Source organism: Pseudomonas sp. RIT-PI-AD (assembly GCF_025642785.1).
Classification (GTDB): Bacteria; Pseudomonadota; Gammaproteobacteria; order Pseudomonadales; family Pseudomonadaceae; genus Pseudomonas_T.
On record NZ_JANZKU010000011.1, the window covers coordinates 123,009 to 138,786 of the forward strand.

General features: G+C 63.9%; 10 protein-coding genes. 1 reads left to right on the forward strand and 9 read right to left on the reverse strand.

Annotated elements, in window-relative coordinates:
* Nucleotide 1 precedes the first annotated feature (1 nt).
* The 9 genes from gltB to OGL92_RS12050 form a co-directional block, all read right to left on the reverse strand.
* Nucleotides 2–4,447 (reverse strand): glutamate synthase large subunit, encoded by a 4,446-nt coding sequence (gene gltB, locus OGL92_RS12010; protein WP_263143843.1) that lies wholly within the window; start codon nucleotides 4,445–4,447, stop codon nucleotides 2–4.
* 245 nt (nucleotides 4,448–4,692) lie between these two features.
* Nucleotides 4,693–6,420: an SPOR domain-containing protein gene (locus OGL92_RS12015; RefSeq protein WP_263143844.1), complete on the reverse strand. Its 1,728-nt coding sequence runs from the start codon at nucleotides 6,418–6,420 to the stop codon at nucleotides 4,693–4,695.
* A 10-nt stretch (nucleotides 6,421–6,430) separates the two neighbouring features.
* Entirely contained in the window at nucleotides 6,431–7,534 is a 1,104-nt protein-coding gene (aroB, locus tag OGL92_RS12020) for a 3-dehydroquinate synthase (RefSeq protein WP_263143845.1), read from the reverse strand.
* 51 nt (nucleotides 7,535–7,585) lie between these two features.
* The gene (aroK, locus tag OGL92_RS12025; RefSeq protein ID WP_263143846.1) at nucleotides 7,586–8,104 is read right to left on the reverse strand and encodes a shikimate kinase AroK; all 519 of its coding nucleotides are present in this window, start codon (nucleotides 8,102–8,104) and stop codon (nucleotides 7,586–7,588) included.
* Nucleotides 8,105–8,108: 4 nt separating this feature from the next.
* The gene (locus OGL92_RS12030) at nucleotides 8,109–10,289 is read right to left on the reverse strand and encodes a type IV pilus secretin PilQ family protein (protein ID WP_263143847.1); all 2,181 of its coding nucleotides are present in this window, start codon (nucleotides 10,287–10,289) and stop codon (nucleotides 8,109–8,111) included.
* Between the two features lie 55 nt (nucleotides 10,290–10,344).
* On the reverse strand, nucleotides 10,345–10,869 hold the full coding sequence (gene pilP / locus OGL92_RS12035) for a type 4a pilus biogenesis lipoprotein PilP (protein WP_263143876.1): 525 nt from the start codon (nucleotides 10,867–10,869) through the stop codon (nucleotides 10,345–10,347).
* Nucleotides 10,869–11,492, reverse strand: a complete 624-nt coding sequence (gene pilO / locus OGL92_RS12040) for a type 4a pilus biogenesis protein PilO (RefSeq protein ID WP_263143848.1) — start codon at nucleotides 11,490–11,492, stop codon at nucleotides 10,869–10,871. The genes pilP and pilO overlap by 1 nt, the downstream gene beginning before the upstream one ends.
* Entirely contained in the window at nucleotides 11,489–12,061 is a 573-nt protein-coding gene (locus OGL92_RS12045; RefSeq protein ID WP_263143849.1) for a PilN domain-containing protein, read from the reverse strand. Before OGL92_RS12045 ends, pilO begins: the two co-directional genes overlap by 4 nt.
* Nucleotides 12,061–13,125, reverse strand: a complete 1,065-nt coding sequence (locus OGL92_RS12050) for a pilus assembly protein PilM (RefSeq protein WP_263143850.1) — start codon at nucleotides 13,123–13,125, stop codon at nucleotides 12,061–12,063. Before OGL92_RS12050 ends, OGL92_RS12045 begins: the two co-directional genes overlap by 1 nt.
* A 184-nt stretch (nucleotides 13,126–13,309) precedes the next feature.
* Here OGL92_RS12050 and OGL92_RS12055 point away from each other — a divergent pair, with 184 nt between their 5' ends.
* Nucleotides 13,310–15,730: a penicillin-binding protein 1A gene (locus tag OGL92_RS12055; protein ID WP_263143851.1), complete on the forward strand. Its 2,421-nt coding sequence runs from the start codon at nucleotides 13,310–13,312 to the stop codon at nucleotides 15,728–15,730.
* Nucleotides 15,731–15,778: the final 48 nt, after the last annotated feature.

Below are 15,778 nucleotides of genomic sequence, written 5' to 3' on the forward strand. Positions count from 1 at the left end.
CTTATTGCGGGTTCGCCCGGGTACTGGAAAGCAGCGAGGCGAGGTTGGCCGCCTTCGGCTTGACCAGCCAGAACTTGCGCAGGTAGTCGTCCAGGTTCTCGGAGAGGGTCCGCCCCCACTCGCTGCCGGTCTCCCGCACGTATTCGGCGAGCACCCGCTCCAGGTGGCTGCGGTACGACTCCATCGACTCGTTGTTGATGCGCTGGATTTCCACCAACTCGTGGTTCACCCGGTCGACGAAACTGTGGTCCAGGTCGAGTACGTAGGCGAACCCGCCGGTCATGCCGGAGCCGAAGTTGTGGCCGGTCCGTCCCAGCACGCAGACGAAACCGCCGGTCATGTATTCGCAGCAGTGATCGCCGGTGCCTTCCACCACCGTGTGGGCCCCGGAGTTGCGCACGGCGAAGCGCTCGCCGGCGGTGCCGGCGGCGAACAGCCGGCCACCGGTGGCGCCGTACAGGCAGGTGTTGCCGATGATCGCGGTGTCCTGGGTCTTGAACGGGCTGCCCTGGGGCGGGGTGATCACCAGCTTGCCGCCGGTCATGCCCTTGCCGACGTAGTCGTTGGCGTCGCCCTCCAGGTACAGGTTGAGGCCGCCGGCGTTCCACACGCCGAAGCTCTGCCCCGCGGTGCCCTTGAAGCGGAAGGTGATCGGCGCCTTGGCCATGCCCTGGTTGCCGTGGGTGCGGGCGATCTCGCCGGACACCCGTGCCCCGATCGAGCGGTCGCAGTTGCAGATGTCCAGCTCGAACTCGGCGCCGCAGGCGTCGGCGATGGCCGGCTTGGCCAAGGCGACCATCTTCTCGGCCAGCAGGCCTTGGTCGAACGGCGGGTTGCGCTCGACCTGGCAGAACTGCGGCTTGTCCGCCGGGATGTGGTCGCTGCCGAGCAGCGGCGTCAGGTCCAGGTGGGCCTGCTTGTCGGTCTCGCCGGGCAGCCGCTCCAGCAGGTCGGTGCGGCCGATCAGGTCGCCCAGGCTGCGCACGCCCAGCTTGGCCAGCCACTCGCGGGTTTCCTCGGCGATGTAGGTGAAGAAGTTCACCACCATGTCGACGGTACCGATGAAATGGTCCTTGCGTAGCTTGTCATTCTGCGTCGCCACGCCGGTGGCGCAGTTGTTCAGGTGGCAGATGCGCAGGTACTTGCAGCCCAGGGCGATCATCGGCGCGGTGCCGAAACCGAAGCTTTCGGCGCCGAGGATCGCCGCCTTGACCACGTCGAGGCCGGTCTTCAGGCCGCCGTCGGTCTGCACCCGGACCTTGCCACGCAGGTCGTTGCCGCGCAGGGTCTGGTGCGTCTCGGCGAGGCCCAGTTCCCAGGGCGCGCCGGCGTACTTGATGGAGGTCAGCGGCGAGGCGCCGGTGCCGCCGTCGTAGCCGGAAATGGTGATCAGGTCGGCATAGGCCTTGGCCACGCCGGCGGCGATAGTGCCGACGCCGGCTTCCGCCACCAGCTTCACCGAGACCAGCGCCTGGGGATTGACCTGCTTGAGGTCATAGATCAGCTGCGCCAGGTCTTCGATGGAATAGATGTCGTGGTGCGGCGGCGGCGAGATCAGGGTCACGCCGGGCACCGCGTAGCGCAGCCGGGCGATCAGCCCGTTGACCTTGCCGCCCGGCAACTGGCCGCCCTCACCGGGCTTGGCGCCCTGGGCCACCTTGATCTGCAGCACTTCGGCGTTGACCAGGTATTCCGGGGTGACGCCGAAGCGGCCGGTGGCCACCTGCTTGATCTTCGAGCTGCGCACCGTGCCATAGCGGGCGGGGTCTTCGCCGCCCTCGCCGGAGTTGGAGCGCCCGCCCAGGCGGTTCATCGCCTCGGCGAGGGCTTCGTGGGCCTCCGGCGACAGTGCGCCGAGGGAAATCCCGGCCGCATCGAAGCGCTTGAAGATCGCCTCCAGCGGCTCGACCTGGTCCAGCGCCAGCGGCGTCTCGGCCAGGCGGACCTGGAGCAGGTCGCGCAGCATCGACACCGGACGGTTGTCCACCAGCGCGGTGTATTCCTTGAATTTCGCGTAGCTGCCTTGCTGCACGGCGGCTTGCAGGGTGTTCACCACGTCCGGGTTGTAGGCGTGGTACTCGCCGCCGTAGACGAACTTCAGCAGGCCGCCCTGCTGGATCGGCTTGCGGTTGTTCCAGGCCTCGAAGGCCAGCAGCTTCTGCTCGGCCTCGATGTCGACGAAACGCGCGCCCTTGATCCGGCTGGCGACGCCGCGAAAGCTCAGGCCGACCACCTCTTCGGAGAGGCCGACCGCTTCGAACAACTGGGCGCCCCGGTAGGAGGCGACGGTGGAGATACCCATCTTCGAGAGGATCTTCAGCAGGCCCTTGGTGATCCCCTTGCGGTAGTGCTTGAACACTTCGTAGAGGTCGCCGAGCACTTCGCCGGTGCGGATCAGGTCGGCCAAGACCTCGTAGGCGAGGTACGGGTAGATCGCCGTGGCGCCGAAGCCCAGCAGCACCGCGAAGTGATGGGGGTCGCGGGTGGTGCCGGTCTCCACCAGGAGGTTGCAGTCGCAACGCAGGCCTTTTTCCAGCAAGCGGTGGTGCACCGCGCCGACGGCCAGGGACGCATGGGCCGGCAGCTTGCCGGGGGCGATGTGGCGGTCGGTGAGGATCAGCAGGACCTTGCCGGCGCGCACGGCTTCCTCGGCCTGGTCGGCGATGTTGCGCACCGCCGCCTCCAGCCCGAGCGACTCGTCGTAGTTGAGGTCGATGACGTGCCGCTCGAACCCGGGACGCTCGAGGGTCATGATGGTCCGCCACTTGGCGGGCGAGATCACCGGGGTGCTGAGGATCGCCCGGTTGCCGTGGTCGGCGGTTTCCTCGAAGACGTTGCGCTCGGCGCCGAGGCAGGTCTCCAGGGACATCACGATGGCTTCGCGCAGCGGGTCGATCGGCGGGTTGGTGACCTGGGCGAACTGCTGGCGGAAATAGTCGTAGGTGGAGCGCACGCGCTTGGACAGCACCGCCATAGGCGTGTCGTCGCCCATGGAGCCGACCGCCTCCTGGCCCTGCTCGGCGAGCGGGCGCAGCACTTGGTCACGCTCCTCGAAGGTGACCTGGAACATCTTCATGTAGTGCTTGAGCTGGTCGGAGTCGTAGCTGGCGACGCCGTGGTCGTCTTCCATGGTCGCGCGGATGCGCAGGGCGTTCTTGCGCAGCCACTGCTTGTACGGATGCCGCGACTTCAGACGATTGTCGATGTCGTCGGTGTGCAGCACCTGACCGGTCTCGGTGTCCACCGCGAGGATCTGCCCGGGACCGACGCGGCCCTTGGCAATGACGTCTTCCGGCTGGTAGTCCCACACGCCGATCTCCGACGCCAGGGTGATGTAGCCGTTGCGGGTGGTCACCCAGCGCGCCGGGCGCAGGCCGTTGCGGTCGAGCAGGCAGACCGCGTAGCGGCCATCGGTCAGCACCACGCCGGCCGGGCCGTCCCAGGGCTCCATGTGCATGGAGTTGTATTCGTAGAAGCCGCGCAGGTCGGCGTCCATGGTCTCGACGTTCTGCCAGGCCGGCGGGATGATCATCCGCAGGCCGCGGAACAGGTCCATGCCGCCGGTGACCAGCAGCTCGAGCATGTTGTCCATGCTCGAGGAATCGGAACCGACACGGTTGACCAGCGGGCCGAGCTGGTCGAGGTCGGGGATCACCTCGCTGGCGAACTTGGTGCGCCGCGCCTGGGCCCAGTTGCGGTTGCCGGTGATGGTGTTGATCTCGCCGTTGTGGGCGAGGAACCGGAACGGCTGGGCCAGCGGCCATTTCGGCAGGGTGTTGGTGGAAAAGCGCTGATGGAACACGCAGATCGCGGTCTGCAGGCGCGGATCGCCCAGGTCTGGATAGAACTGCTGCAGGTCCGCCGGCATCATCAGGCCTTTGTAGATGATCGCCTTGTGGGAAAAGCTGCAGACGTAGTGCTCGGTGTCCTCGGCGTTGGCCACCGAGGAGCGGCGGCGGGCGCTGAACAACTTGATCGCGAACTGCTGGTCGTCCAGGCCTTCGCCGGTGATGAACACCTGCTCGATGCGCGGCAGCCGCTCGAGGGCCAGGCGGCCGAGCACGCTGGTGTCGATCGGCACCTGGCGCCAGCCGACCAGCTTCAGGCCGGCGGCGACAATCTCGCGGTTCATGTTGTCCCGGGCGCGCTCGGCCTTGGCCTGGTCCTGGTTGAGGAAGACCATGCCCACCGCGTACTGCGCGGGCAATTCCACACCGAACCGCTCGTGCGCCACCGCGCGCAAGAACGCATCGGGCTTCTGCATCAGCAGGCCGCAGCCATCCCCAGTCTTGCCGTCGGCATTGATGCCGCCGCGGTGGGTCATGCAGGTCAAGGCTTCGATGGCGGTTTGCAGCAGGTGGTGGCTCGCCTCGCCCTGCATGTGGGCGATCAGGCCGAAGCCGCAGTTATCCTTGAACTCATCAGGATGATACAGACCTGCTTTCATAGGGGGACTCTCACCAGGCTGCCTTCAGGCGAAGGCAAATTACTTTTCTAATTCAGAGGCTTACCTTACGCGCAGGACTAAGCGCCGGCTTTTGCGCAGGCAAAGGGAGGTCATTGTACATAGCGAGGGGGTACGTCACAAATGTTCGTGACGTGCCCATGAAAATTAATGTCGCTAAAGCGAAGGATTCGACCGAAAGGTCATGCTAGCGACTGACTGGTCATAGCCCTGAAAAACCCAGCCCCTCAACGGGACTGGGTGATTTCCTGCTGGATGCTTCCGACGGTACGCGGCCAGGGCTTGCCCGCCTGGGCCTTGGCCGGCAACGACTTCACAGCAGCCTGGGCGGCGGCGCGGTTGGCGAAATTACCGTAGGTGACCACGTACAGCGGCTTGCCTTCGTGGGTTTTCTGGAAATACCGGTAATCGCTGCCGTTCTGCTGGACGAACGCTTTCGCGCTGCTCTCCGCACGGGTCCCGAGCACCTGCAGGACATAGTTGCCCGCGCTCTGCGAACGGTACCAGTCGCCGCCGGGGGCCACCGGCGCGCTGGCCGGTTTACTCTCGGCGACTTTCGGCGCCGTCGGCTTGGCCGCGCCCGCGGGTACCGGCGCCGGCTTGGCGGCGTTCTGCGCGGGCTTGGGAGCGGCCGCGATCGGTGCCGACGGGGCGACCGGGGTGGCGGGTTTGGCGGCACTCGCCACCGTGGGTTGCGGCGCCTTCACCGGCGCGGGCACCGGCGCGGGTGTGGTCACGGGTGCGGCGGGAGCGGGCGTCGGAGCCGGCGCGGTGGTCACCGCCGGCGGCGGCGCAGGCGGGGTTCCGGCGATGGCGCCGACCGGCGGGGCGATGCTGGTTACGGTGGGCGGCGTGGCGGCACCGGCCGGCTCGTTGCCGGGCGCATCCTCAGGCTCGCCCTGCCCGGCTGCCTGGGCCAAGGGCTCGCGAACCACGGGCTGCGCCCCGGTCATCGGCAAGGACTGCGGCTTGGCGCCCCCGAACTCGATGGCCGGCTTGCCGCCGTCGGGTTCGGCGGGAGTGGGCGCCGCCTCGGTGGCAGGGGCGGTGCCCTGCCCCAGCGGCAATTGCGCGGTGGTCGGTTCAGCCGGCTTCTCCGCGCTGGTGCGACCCTGCATGAACCAGGCGGCACCCACGGCGACCGCGACGACCGCCAGGGCCAGCAGGTGCTTTTTCGGCAGGGAGAACCCGAGCCCTTTGCCACGGGCGGAACCGCGGGACGCAAGCATCGCCTCGATCATGCTTTCCCGGGCGATCTGGTTGATCGCGCCCGGCCAGCCTTCCGATTGCAGGTGGATGTCGGCGATCTGTTCGGCGCTCAGCAGTTCGATGCCCTGCCCGGCACCGGCCAGGCGCTGCGCCAGGTAATCGCGGGTTTCTTCTTCGCTGTAGGGTTGCAGCTCGATGACATGGAAGCGTTCTTCACCCGCGGACAGGCTGTCCAGGTGCGGCAGGATCGCGGTGTCGGCGAACAGGAAAATGTGCGGACGTCCCTCGGCGGACCCCGCGGCCAGGGCTAGCAAGGCTTCCAGGGAGGCGTCGTCCAACTGCTCGGCGTCGTCCACTAGCAGGTACACTTCCTGCCCGGTCAACGCCAACTGGGCGATCTGGGCGAGGATCGAACGCACGTCCGACTGGGCCATGTTCAGGTACTGCGCCACCTGGCGCAGCACGCCGCCGGACTCCGCGGTGCTGCGGGCGGAGAGCACCACGCTCTGCACCGTCTGCTTGTTGGTACTGGCCACCAGCGCCTGACGCAACAGCGTCTTGCCGCTGCCCTCGGGACCGCTCACCACCAGCAGCAGTTGGCTGTAGCGGGCCAGATGGTGCAGTTGCCCGAGGACCGGCTTGCGCTGGGCGGGGAAGAACTTGAACCCGGGCACGCGCGGAGCGAACGGATCGTGGGTGAACTGGTAGTGGCCGAGGAAGGCCTCGTCGGCATGCAGAGTGGTCATGAGACTTTCGTTACTCTCCGAGCTGTGCGGCCAGGGTGCGATAGTCCGCACGCAGGGTCGCATCCAAGACGTCGCGCGGGTAATCGGCCGTTACCACGGCATCACCCATGCGGTTGAGCAGAACCAGGCGAAGGCGCCCGTCGAGCACCTTCTTGTCGACTGCCATGTGTTCCAGGAAGTGTTCCGGCAACATGCCCTCAGGAGGGACAACGGGGAGGCCCGCGCGTTGCAACAGGCGGATGCCGCGGTCGCGCTCGGCGGCGTCGATCCAGCCCAGGCGCATCGACATCTCCAAGGCCATGACGGTGCCGGCGGCGACCGCCTCGCCATGCAGCCAGACGCCATAGCCCATGTGCGTCTCGATGGCATGGCCGAAGGTATGCCCCAGGTTCAGGGTGGCGCGCAGTCCAGATTCCCGTTCGTCGGCGCCGACGACCCGCGCCTTCGCCACGCAGGAACGCTCGATCGCCTCGGTCAATGCCGCGGAATCGAGCGCGAGCAGGCGATGCAGGTGGCTTTCCAGCCAGCCCAGGAAGGGCTCGTCGCAAATCAGTCCGTACTTGATCACCTCGGCCAGGCCGGCAGCCAATTCGCGCGGCGGAAGGGTCGCCAGGGTGGTGGTATCGATCACCACGGCCTTGGGCTGATAGAAAGCCCCCACCATGTTCTTGCCCAGCGGGTGGTTGATGCCTGTCTTGCCGCCCACGGACGAATCGACCTGGGACAGGAGCGTGGTCGGCACCTGGATGAAGTCCACTCCGCGCTGGTAGCACGCGGCGGCAAAGCCCGCCATGTCGCCCACCACGCCGCCGCCCAGGGCGATCACGGTGGTGCGCCGGTCATGCCGCGCGCGCAGCAGACCGTCGAAGATCAATTGGAGGGTTTCCCAATTCTTGAAGGATTCGCCGTCGGGAAGCACGACGGGCACCACGGCGTAGTCCGCCAAGGCATCGGTGAGCGCGCTCAGGTACAGCGGCGCCACGGTTTCGTTGGTGACGATCGCCACCTGCCGGCCAGCGATATAGGGCTGGAACAGCCCGGGCTGGATCAACAGCCCTGCACCGATGAAAATGGGATAGCTGCGTTCGCCAAGATCGACCTGAAGTGTCCGCATTGGAGCCCCCAATAATGAAGGGCGATAGGATAGCGCAGATCGCGGTGCGCTTTAACGGGGAGGCAACTGTTGCAGGCGATGGAGTATCTCCATCACGACCAATCGCGGCGGTCTTTCATCCGTTTCGATGATGATATCGGCGATTTCCCGGTAGAACGGGTCGCGAATCGCCATCAGGTCGCGCAGTACCCGCCCGGGGTCGCCCGTTCGCAGCAGCGGACGATTGCGATCCCGCGAGGTACGGTCGATCTGCTGCTCCACGGAGGTATGCAGGTACACCACCCGCCCGCCCGCGTAGAGCACCTCGCGGTTCGCGGCCCGCAGCACGGCGCCACCGCCGGTGGCCAGCACCACGCCATCCAGCTCGCACAGCTCGGCCAGCATCGCCTGTTCGCGATCGCGGAAGCCCTGCTCGCCTTCCACGTCGAAAATCCAGGGGATGTCGGCGCCCGTACGCTGCTCGATTTCCTTGTCCGAGTCCTTGAAAGGAACGCGCAACTCCTTGGCGAGCAAGCGCCCGATGGTGCTTTTGCCAGCACCCATCGGGCCTACCAGGATCAAGTTCGGCACTGAATCAATGGCTCACTGCAATGGCCTGGTTATTCATGATGCGCGGAGTGAGGAAGACCAGCAGCTCGGATTTTCTGTCCTGCACCAGATCGCGCTTGAACAGCCTACCGACGAAGGGTAGGTCGCCCAGGAAGGGTACCTTCTCCACGGAGGAGGTTTGCTGGTTGGAGAACACGCCGCCGATCACGATGGTTTCGCCATCGGAGACCAGTACGTTGGCGTTCACTTCGTTCTTGTTGATCGGCGGAACACCGTTCAACGCATTGCCGAAGTCCGGCGCATCCTTGGTTACCTTGACCTCCATGATCACCCGGTTATCCGGGGTGATCTGCGGGGTCACTTCCAAGGACAGGGCCGCTTCCTTGAAGGAGGTGGTGGTGGCGCCGCTGGAACTGGCTTCCTGGTAAGGAATTTCCGAGCCCTTGAGGATCTTGGCCGTCTGCTTGTCGGAGGTCACCACCTTCGGCTGGGACACGATCTCGCCATTGCCAGTCTTTTCCATGGCGGACAATTGCAGATCGAGGATCAGGTTATTGGTGATGAAGCCGATGCCGAGACCGGAGGTACTATTGGCAGCACCCAGATCGACGAACGGAGTCGGGTTGTTACCGGTACTGGTGGTCGGCAGCGTGCACCGTCCGGCGAAGGGACCGCAGCTATAGCCGTCCTCATCCTTGATACCGACGTTGCCGTCCTTGCCATAGGACCGCCAATTACCCTTGCCGAAGGCTCCGCCCCAGCGAACGCCCAGGCTCTTGTCGTAGTCGACGTTGGCCTCGACCACCCGTGCCTCGATCATCACCTGACGCACCGGAATGTCCAACTGCGCGACGATACGCGTGATCTCGTCCAGTTTTTCCTGAGTTTCATAAACGATCAGGCTATTGGAGCGATCATCGAAGATCATCGAACCGCGGCCGAGGCCCCAGGATTGGTTATTGGCGCTGTTGCCGGCCGCCACGGCCGCGCCACCTTCTTTTTGCTCGAACAACTTGGCGATATCCGACGCCTTGGCGTAGCTCACGCGGATGATCTGCCGACGCAGGGGCGCCAGTTCCTGCAATTGCTTGCTGGACTCCAGTTCCTGACGCTCCCGCGCGGCGATCTCGTCGGCCGGAGCCACGAGCAGCACGTTGCCTACCTTACGCTTGTCCAGGCCCTTGGTCTTGAGCACCAGATCGAGTGCCTGGTCCCAGGGCACGTTCTGCAGACGCAAGGTGATGTTGCCCGCTACGGAATCGCTGGCCACCAAGTTCAGGTCGGTGAAGTCGGCGATCAGTTGCAGGACCGAGCGCACATCGATGTCCTGGAAGTTGAGCGACAGCTTCTCGCCGTTGTAGGCGAAGCGCTCGGCGCGCTGCTTCTCCACGTCTTCCTTGGCCAACGGCTTGACGCTGATGGTCAGCTTGTTCTCGGTCTGATAGGCCAGGTAATCGTAGTAACCGGTCGGTTCGATGGTGATGACGGACTTGCCGCCTTCGCTGCCGGCGTTGACGAACTGGACCGGGGTCGCGAAATCCTTCACGTCCAGCTTCACCCGCAGCGATTCGGGCAACTCGGCCTTGGCGAAGTCCAGGCGAATCTTCCCGCCCTGATCCTGGATATCCGGTGCGATGGAGGAATCCGACAGTTCGATGACGACGTTGCCTTCGCCCTGCTCCCCCCGCTGAAAGTCGATGTTGCGAATCGACTTGCTGGCAGCGACGTAAGGCCTGGAAACCGCCGGAGCCGGACGGGCGACGGCCGTGGAGGAGGCGACCGGGGCCGCAGCCACTTTCGCAGGCGTAGTCGTGGAACCGCCGTTGCCGGTACCGCCCACCACCACGTACAGGTTGTTGCCTTCCACGCGGGTATTGTAGGGCGCCAGCGATGTCAGGTTGATGATCAGGCGCGTGCGGTCCTTGGCTTCGACCACCGTGACGCTGCGCGCATTACCCATGCCCAGTTCGCGGTTCTTGGTATTCAGCTTGCTGGAAACGCCCGGCAGGTCCAGCGCGATGCGCGCGGGCTGCTCGATGCTGTAACCACGAGGATTCGCCACCGGCTCATCGAAGGCGAGCTTCAACTCCACCCGATCCCCGGGCAGCGAAGCGACGTCCATCGCGTTGAGCGTGGCGGCCAACAGGGCGGGCGACAGTATCGTCGATAGTATCGAAACACCCAAAAGCGTAAAGGATCTGTTCATTGCCCGATTCCGTTGTGCAGATCTGTCATTCTTTTTCATAGTCATCCCCGCCCCCTCAGGAGCGCTCCTTCAGGGTGATACTGCGGGGACGCTCAAGCCAGCCGCCATCACCGTCCGGTACGATCTCGACCACATTGATCTCGGCCGGGCTGATGCCGGTTATGCGTCCATGGTTACGCCCGAGGTAATCACCGATCTTGACCCGGTGCACTCCTCCTGCACCGCGGACCAAAGCGAAAACGCCGTTATCGTTGGACAATGTCCCAACCATCTCGAAGATTTCGATATTGAAACCCTCGAGGAATTGCTTGACCCGGGTTTCGTCCGGTTTGACGACCTTCGAGCCTTTCTGTTGATTGGCAAGATCGATCTTCACCGGCGCCTGGAACGGGCTCCTCAAGGAAGACGCGTTGTACGTGAACGCCTCGTAGGGCGTGAATTTCGGCAGCGGCTCGATGGTGCCTTTCGGCCGAGCCCTGACTTCATCCATGTAACGCTGCAGATCGCTGAAGTCGCTGCTCGCACCACAGCCGGCCAGGCCAATCATCAGCATGCCGCACAACAAGAGACGGGTACGCATCATTTCTGCACCCCTTTCTCGTTGTAGCGATAGGTCTTGGCCAGGATGCTCATGCGCAGTTTGGACGTGCTTTCCGCGCTCACCGGTTTGATCTCGAAATCATGCAAGGTAACGATACGCGGCAGGCTGGCCACGCCGCTGACGAAGGTGGCGAGGTCGTGATAGGCGCCTACCACGGTGATCTGGATGGGCAGCTCGATGTAGAACTGCTGGGCTACTTCCGGCTGGAGCTTGATCTCCTCGAACTCCAGGCCGCTTCCCAGTCCGGTGCGGGTGATGTCCTCGAGAAGCCCCGGAACCTCGGTATCGCCAGGCAGCTGCTTCAGCAGGGCGCCGAACGAGTTCTCCATCTCGACCATCTGTTCCTTGTAGGCCTCCAGGTTGGCCGCCTGGAACGCCTTGCTTTCGAACTGCTGCTTGAGCGTCTGCTCTTCGCTCTGCTGCGACTCGAGTTGTTCCTGCAGATCCTTGAGATGGAAGTTGTAGCCGAGGGCAATGATGAGCACGAAGATCAACAGGCACGCGATGCCACGGACGACCGCAGGCCAGGAGCCGATGTTGTTCAGGTCGAGGTCGGAAAAATCAACCTCGCGCAAACTGCCAAGGGTTTTACCCAGACTCATTTCTTCACCCCTTCTGCTTCGACCGAAGGCTGGGTCTGGCGCACGTTGAGCTGGAACATGTTGGCCTGATCGACTTCTCCCGCGGTAACTGCTTTCACTTCCGTCAGCGTCGGCGCTTCCAGCCACTCGGATGCGTCCAGGTTGCGCATGAGGTTGGAGACCCGGCTGTTGGACTCGGCCGCGCCTACGATCGAAATGACCTTGCCGGCCATTTTCAGATCGGTGAAGTAGACGCCATCTGGAAGCGTGCGAACCAACTGATCGAAGATGCGCCCGATGATCGGACGGTTACCCTGCAGGTCCTGGATGATCTTCATCCGCTCGAGCAGTTGCTGGCGCTTGGTCTTCAGCTCGCTGATCTCCTTGATGCGCGCATCCAGGACAGCGATTTCCTTGCGAACGAATTCGTTTCGCGAAGTCTGGTTCTCGATCGCGCCGTTCAGGTACTGATCACCCAGGAAAATCACGCCCGCCGCCACGATGATGACCCCGACCAGCGTGACGAGGAAGCGTTGCTTTCGCTCCTCGCGCAGTTGCTCGCGCCAGGGTAATAGGTTGATACGCGCCATCAGTCGAAACTCCTCATCGCCAGGCCACAGGCAATCATCAAAGAGGGCGCATCGCTGGCCAGGGCGCCCGCATTGACCTTGCCGCTCAGGGCCATGTCGGCGAATGGATTTGCGACTTGAGTGGGCGTACCGATCTTCTGCTGGATCAACCGATCCAGATCGGGAATCGAGGCGGTACCGCCTGCCAGCAAGATGTAGTCGACATCGTTGTATTGGCCGGCAGCGAAGAAGAACTGCAACGAACGCGAAACCTGCTGGACCACCGCCTCCTTGAACGGCAACAGAACCTCGCTGTCGTAGTCATCGGGGAGCCCGCCCTGTTTTTTGGCCAGGCCCGCTTCATCGACCGATAAGCCATAACGGCGCTGGATCTCTTCGGTCAACTGGCGGCCGCCGAACAGCTGCTCACGGGTATAGATGGTGCGGCCGTTGTGCAGCACGCTCAGGGTGGTCATGGTGGCGCCGATATCGACGATGGCTACGGTCAACTCGTCCTGTCCGCCACCCAGGTGTTCGGACAGCAAGTTGTAGGCGCGCTCCAAGGCATAGGCTTCGACATCCACGACCTTGGCCGTCAGGCCCGCCAGTGCGAGCGCCGCCTCGCGCACCTCGACGTTCTCCTTGCGGCAGGCGGCAAGCAGGACTTCCACCCGTTCCGGATTACGCGCCGACACCCCCTGCACTTCGAAGTCGATGGCGACTTCCTCCAGAGGGTAGGGAATGTATTGATCCGCCTCGATCTTCAGCTGGTTCTCCAACTCGTCGTCGGACAGGCCAGCCTCCATCTCGATGCTTTTGGTGATGACAGCCGAACCGGCAACGGCTACTGCGGCTGCCTTCACACCCGTCTTCGACTTGGCGATGACGCGCGCGAGTGCCTGGCCGACCCCCTCCAGTTCAGCGATGTTCTTTTCCACCACCGCATTGGCTGGAAGTGGCTCGACGGCGTAAGCCTCCACTTTGTAGCGGCTTCCGGAGCGACTCAATTCAAGTAGCTTTACCGAGGTCGAGCTAATGTCGATCCCCAGCAGCGTATTCGCTTTCTTATTGAAGAGCCCTAGCACGACCGTTTTCCTATCCGCATCCGTAACTTACGGATGATTTATGTTTTTCCACATTAAATAACAGTCTTGACAGAAGCGCAAATGGCTACCCAGGAAAAAAACCGCTTATAATGTGAACAGTTTTACCCTTTTAGCTTTGCCTTCCGCTTAACTCATTCTTTTATCTGGAAATCCAACAACCTTGATGCGCCTGCTGAAGTTTTTATGGTGGTCCTGTGTCGCTGTATTTTGTGGGCTATTGCTCAGTTTCAGCGGCGTTTATCTCTACCTGAGCCCCGCGCTGCCGTCCGTCGACTCGCTGCGCAGCATACAGCTGCAAATCCCGCTGCGGGTTTATAGCAGCGATAACAAGCTGATCGCGGAATTCGGCGAAATGCGCCGCTCTCCCATTCGCTTCGCCGATATCCCCCCGGAATTCATCCAGGCATTGCTGGCAGCGGAAGATGACAATTTCGCCAACCATTATGGCGTCGATCTCAGCAGTTTGATGCGCGCTGCCACGCAATTATTGAAGAGCGGCCACATTCAGTCCGGCGGCAGCACCATCACCATGCAGGTGGCGAAGAATTTCTTCCTCACCAGCGAACGCAGCTTTTCACGCAAGATCAACGAGATTCTGCTCGCTTTGCAGATCGAGCGCGAGCTGAGCAAGGACGAGATCCTCGAGCTCTACGTGAACAAGATCTACCTCGGCAACCGCGCTTATGGCATCGAGGCCGCGTCGCAGGTGTATTTCGGGAAATCGATTCGCGACGCCAGCCTGGCGCAGATGGCGATGATCGCGGGCCTGCCGAAAGCACCCTCGCGCTTTAACCCGCTGGTCAACCCCACCCGTAGCAAGGAGCGGCGCGACTGGATCCTCGGCCGCATGTTCAAGCTCGGGCGCATCGACCAGGCCCGCTACCAGGCCGCCATCGACGAACCGGTGGACGCCAGCTACCACGTGCCGACGCCCGAGCTCACCGCCCCCTATATAGCCGAGATGGCACGGGCCGAGATGGTCGGCCGCTACGGCAGCGATGCCTACACCGAGGGCTTCCGCGTCACCACCACGGTGCCGAGCGGCCTTCAGGAAGCGGCGAACACTGCGGTACGCGACGGGCTGATCGCCTACGACCAGCGCCATGGCTACCGCGGGCCGGAAACCCATTTCCCGGGCATGACCCGGGAAGCCTGGCTGCAGGAACTGGCCAAGCAACGCAACGTCGGCGGCCTGGAGCCGGCGATCGTGACCCAGGTGGAAAAGAGCGGCGTATTGGCGCTCACGCGCAGTGGCCAGGAAGAGACCATCGACTGGGACAGCATGAAGTGGGCGCGCCCGTTCCTCACCACCAACAGCATGGGGCCGAGGCCGCAGAAGCCGGCGGACGTCGTGCAGGTGGGCGACCTGGTCCGCGTGCAGCGCATGGCCGAAGGCGTCCTGCATTTCTCGCAGATCCCGGCCGCGCAAGGCGCACTGGTGTCCCTGGACCCGCAGAACGGCGCCATCCGCGCCCTGGTCGGCGGGTTCTCCTTCGAGCAGAGCAACTACAACCGCGCGGCCCAGGCCAAGCGCCAGCCCGGCTCGAGCTTCAAGCCGTTCCTCTACAGCGCCGCGCTGGACCGCGGATACACCGCCGCCAGCCTGGTCAACGACGCGCCGATCGTCTTCGTCGACGATTACAACTCGGACAAGATCTGGCGGCCGAAGAACGACAACAACACTTTCCTTGGCCCCATCCGCCTGCGCGAGGCCCTGTACAAGTCGCGCAACCTGGTATCGATCCGCCTGCTCCAGGCCATCGGCATCGACTACGCGGTGGACTACATCAGCCGCTTCGGCTTCAACAAGCAGGAGCTGCCGCACAACCTGTCGATGGCCTTGGGCACCGCGACCCTCACCCCGCTGGAAATCGCCGGCGGCTGGAGCACCTTCGCCAACGGCGGCTACAAGGTGCAGCCCTATCTCGTGGACCGCATCGACAGCCGCGAAGGCAAGCCGCTGTATATCGCCAACCCGCCCAGCGTTCCCCACGACGCCCCGCCCGCCGGCCAGCTCGATACGCCGGAAGTCGCCGAGGCCGCCGCCACCGAAGGGCCCACGCTGGAGCCGGTGGCGGCCGAGCGGATCGTCGACGCGCGCACCGTCTATATCCTGAACAGCATGCTGCAGGACGTGATCAAGCGCGGCACCGGTCGCCGCGCCCTGGCGATGGGCCGCGGCGACATCGCCGGCAAGACCGGCACGACCAACGAATCCAAGGACAGCTGGTTCTCCGGCTACAACGCCGACTACATCACCTCGGTCTGGACCGGTTTCGATCAGCCGGAAAGCCTGGGTCGCAACGAGTACGGCGGCACCGTGGCCCTGCCGATCTGGATGAACTACATGAGCGCCGCGCTCAAGGATCGCCCCCCGCACACCCTCGCCGAACCCGAAGGGCTGCTGACCCTGCGCATCGACCCCGTCAGCGGGCGCGCCGCCGCGCCTGGGGCGCCCGGCGCCTTCTTCGAGATGTTCAAGAGCGAGGATACGCCACCGACCATGGGCGAGCTGGACCCGAGCCTGGGCAGCCCCGGCAGCCCGTTGCCGGCGGACGAAGCGGCGCCGATCGACCTGTTCTGACTGGCCTGCATGAAAAAGCCCCGCGATCGCGGGGCTTTTTCATGGCCG

Excerpts from the sequence above, each read along its gene's own strand:
- pilP (WP_263143876.1), bottom strand. The coding sequence starts at position 10,869 with ATGCGTACCCGTCTCTTGTTGTGCGGCATGCTGATGATTGGCCTGGCC.
- OGL92_RS12030 (WP_263143847.1), bottom strand. The coding sequence starts at position 10,289 with ATGAACAGATCCTTTACGCTTTTGGGTGTTTCGATACTATCGACGATA.
- aroB (WP_263143845.1), bottom strand. The coding sequence starts at position 7,534 with ATGCGGACACTTCAGGTCGATCTTGGCGAACGCAGCTATCCCATTTTC.
- OGL92_RS12015 (WP_263143844.1), bottom strand. The coding sequence starts at position 6,420 with ATGACCACTCTGCATGCCGACGAGGCCTTCCTCGGCCACTACCAGTTC.
- gltB (WP_263143843.1), bottom strand. The coding sequence starts at position 4,447 with ATGAAAGCAGGTCTGTATCATCCTGATGAGTTCAAGGATAACTGCGGC.
- pilO (WP_263143848.1), bottom strand. The coding sequence starts at position 11,492 with ATGAGTCTGGGTAAAACCCTTGGCAGTTTGCGCGAGGTTGATTTTTCC.
- OGL92_RS12055 (WP_263143851.1), top strand. The coding sequence starts at position 13,310 with ATGCGCCTGCTGAAGTTTTTATGGTGGTCCTGTGTCGCTGTATTTTGT.
- OGL92_RS12045 (WP_263143849.1), bottom strand. The coding sequence starts at position 12,061 with ATGGCGCGTATCAACCTATTACCCTGGCGCGAGCAACTGCGCGAGGAG.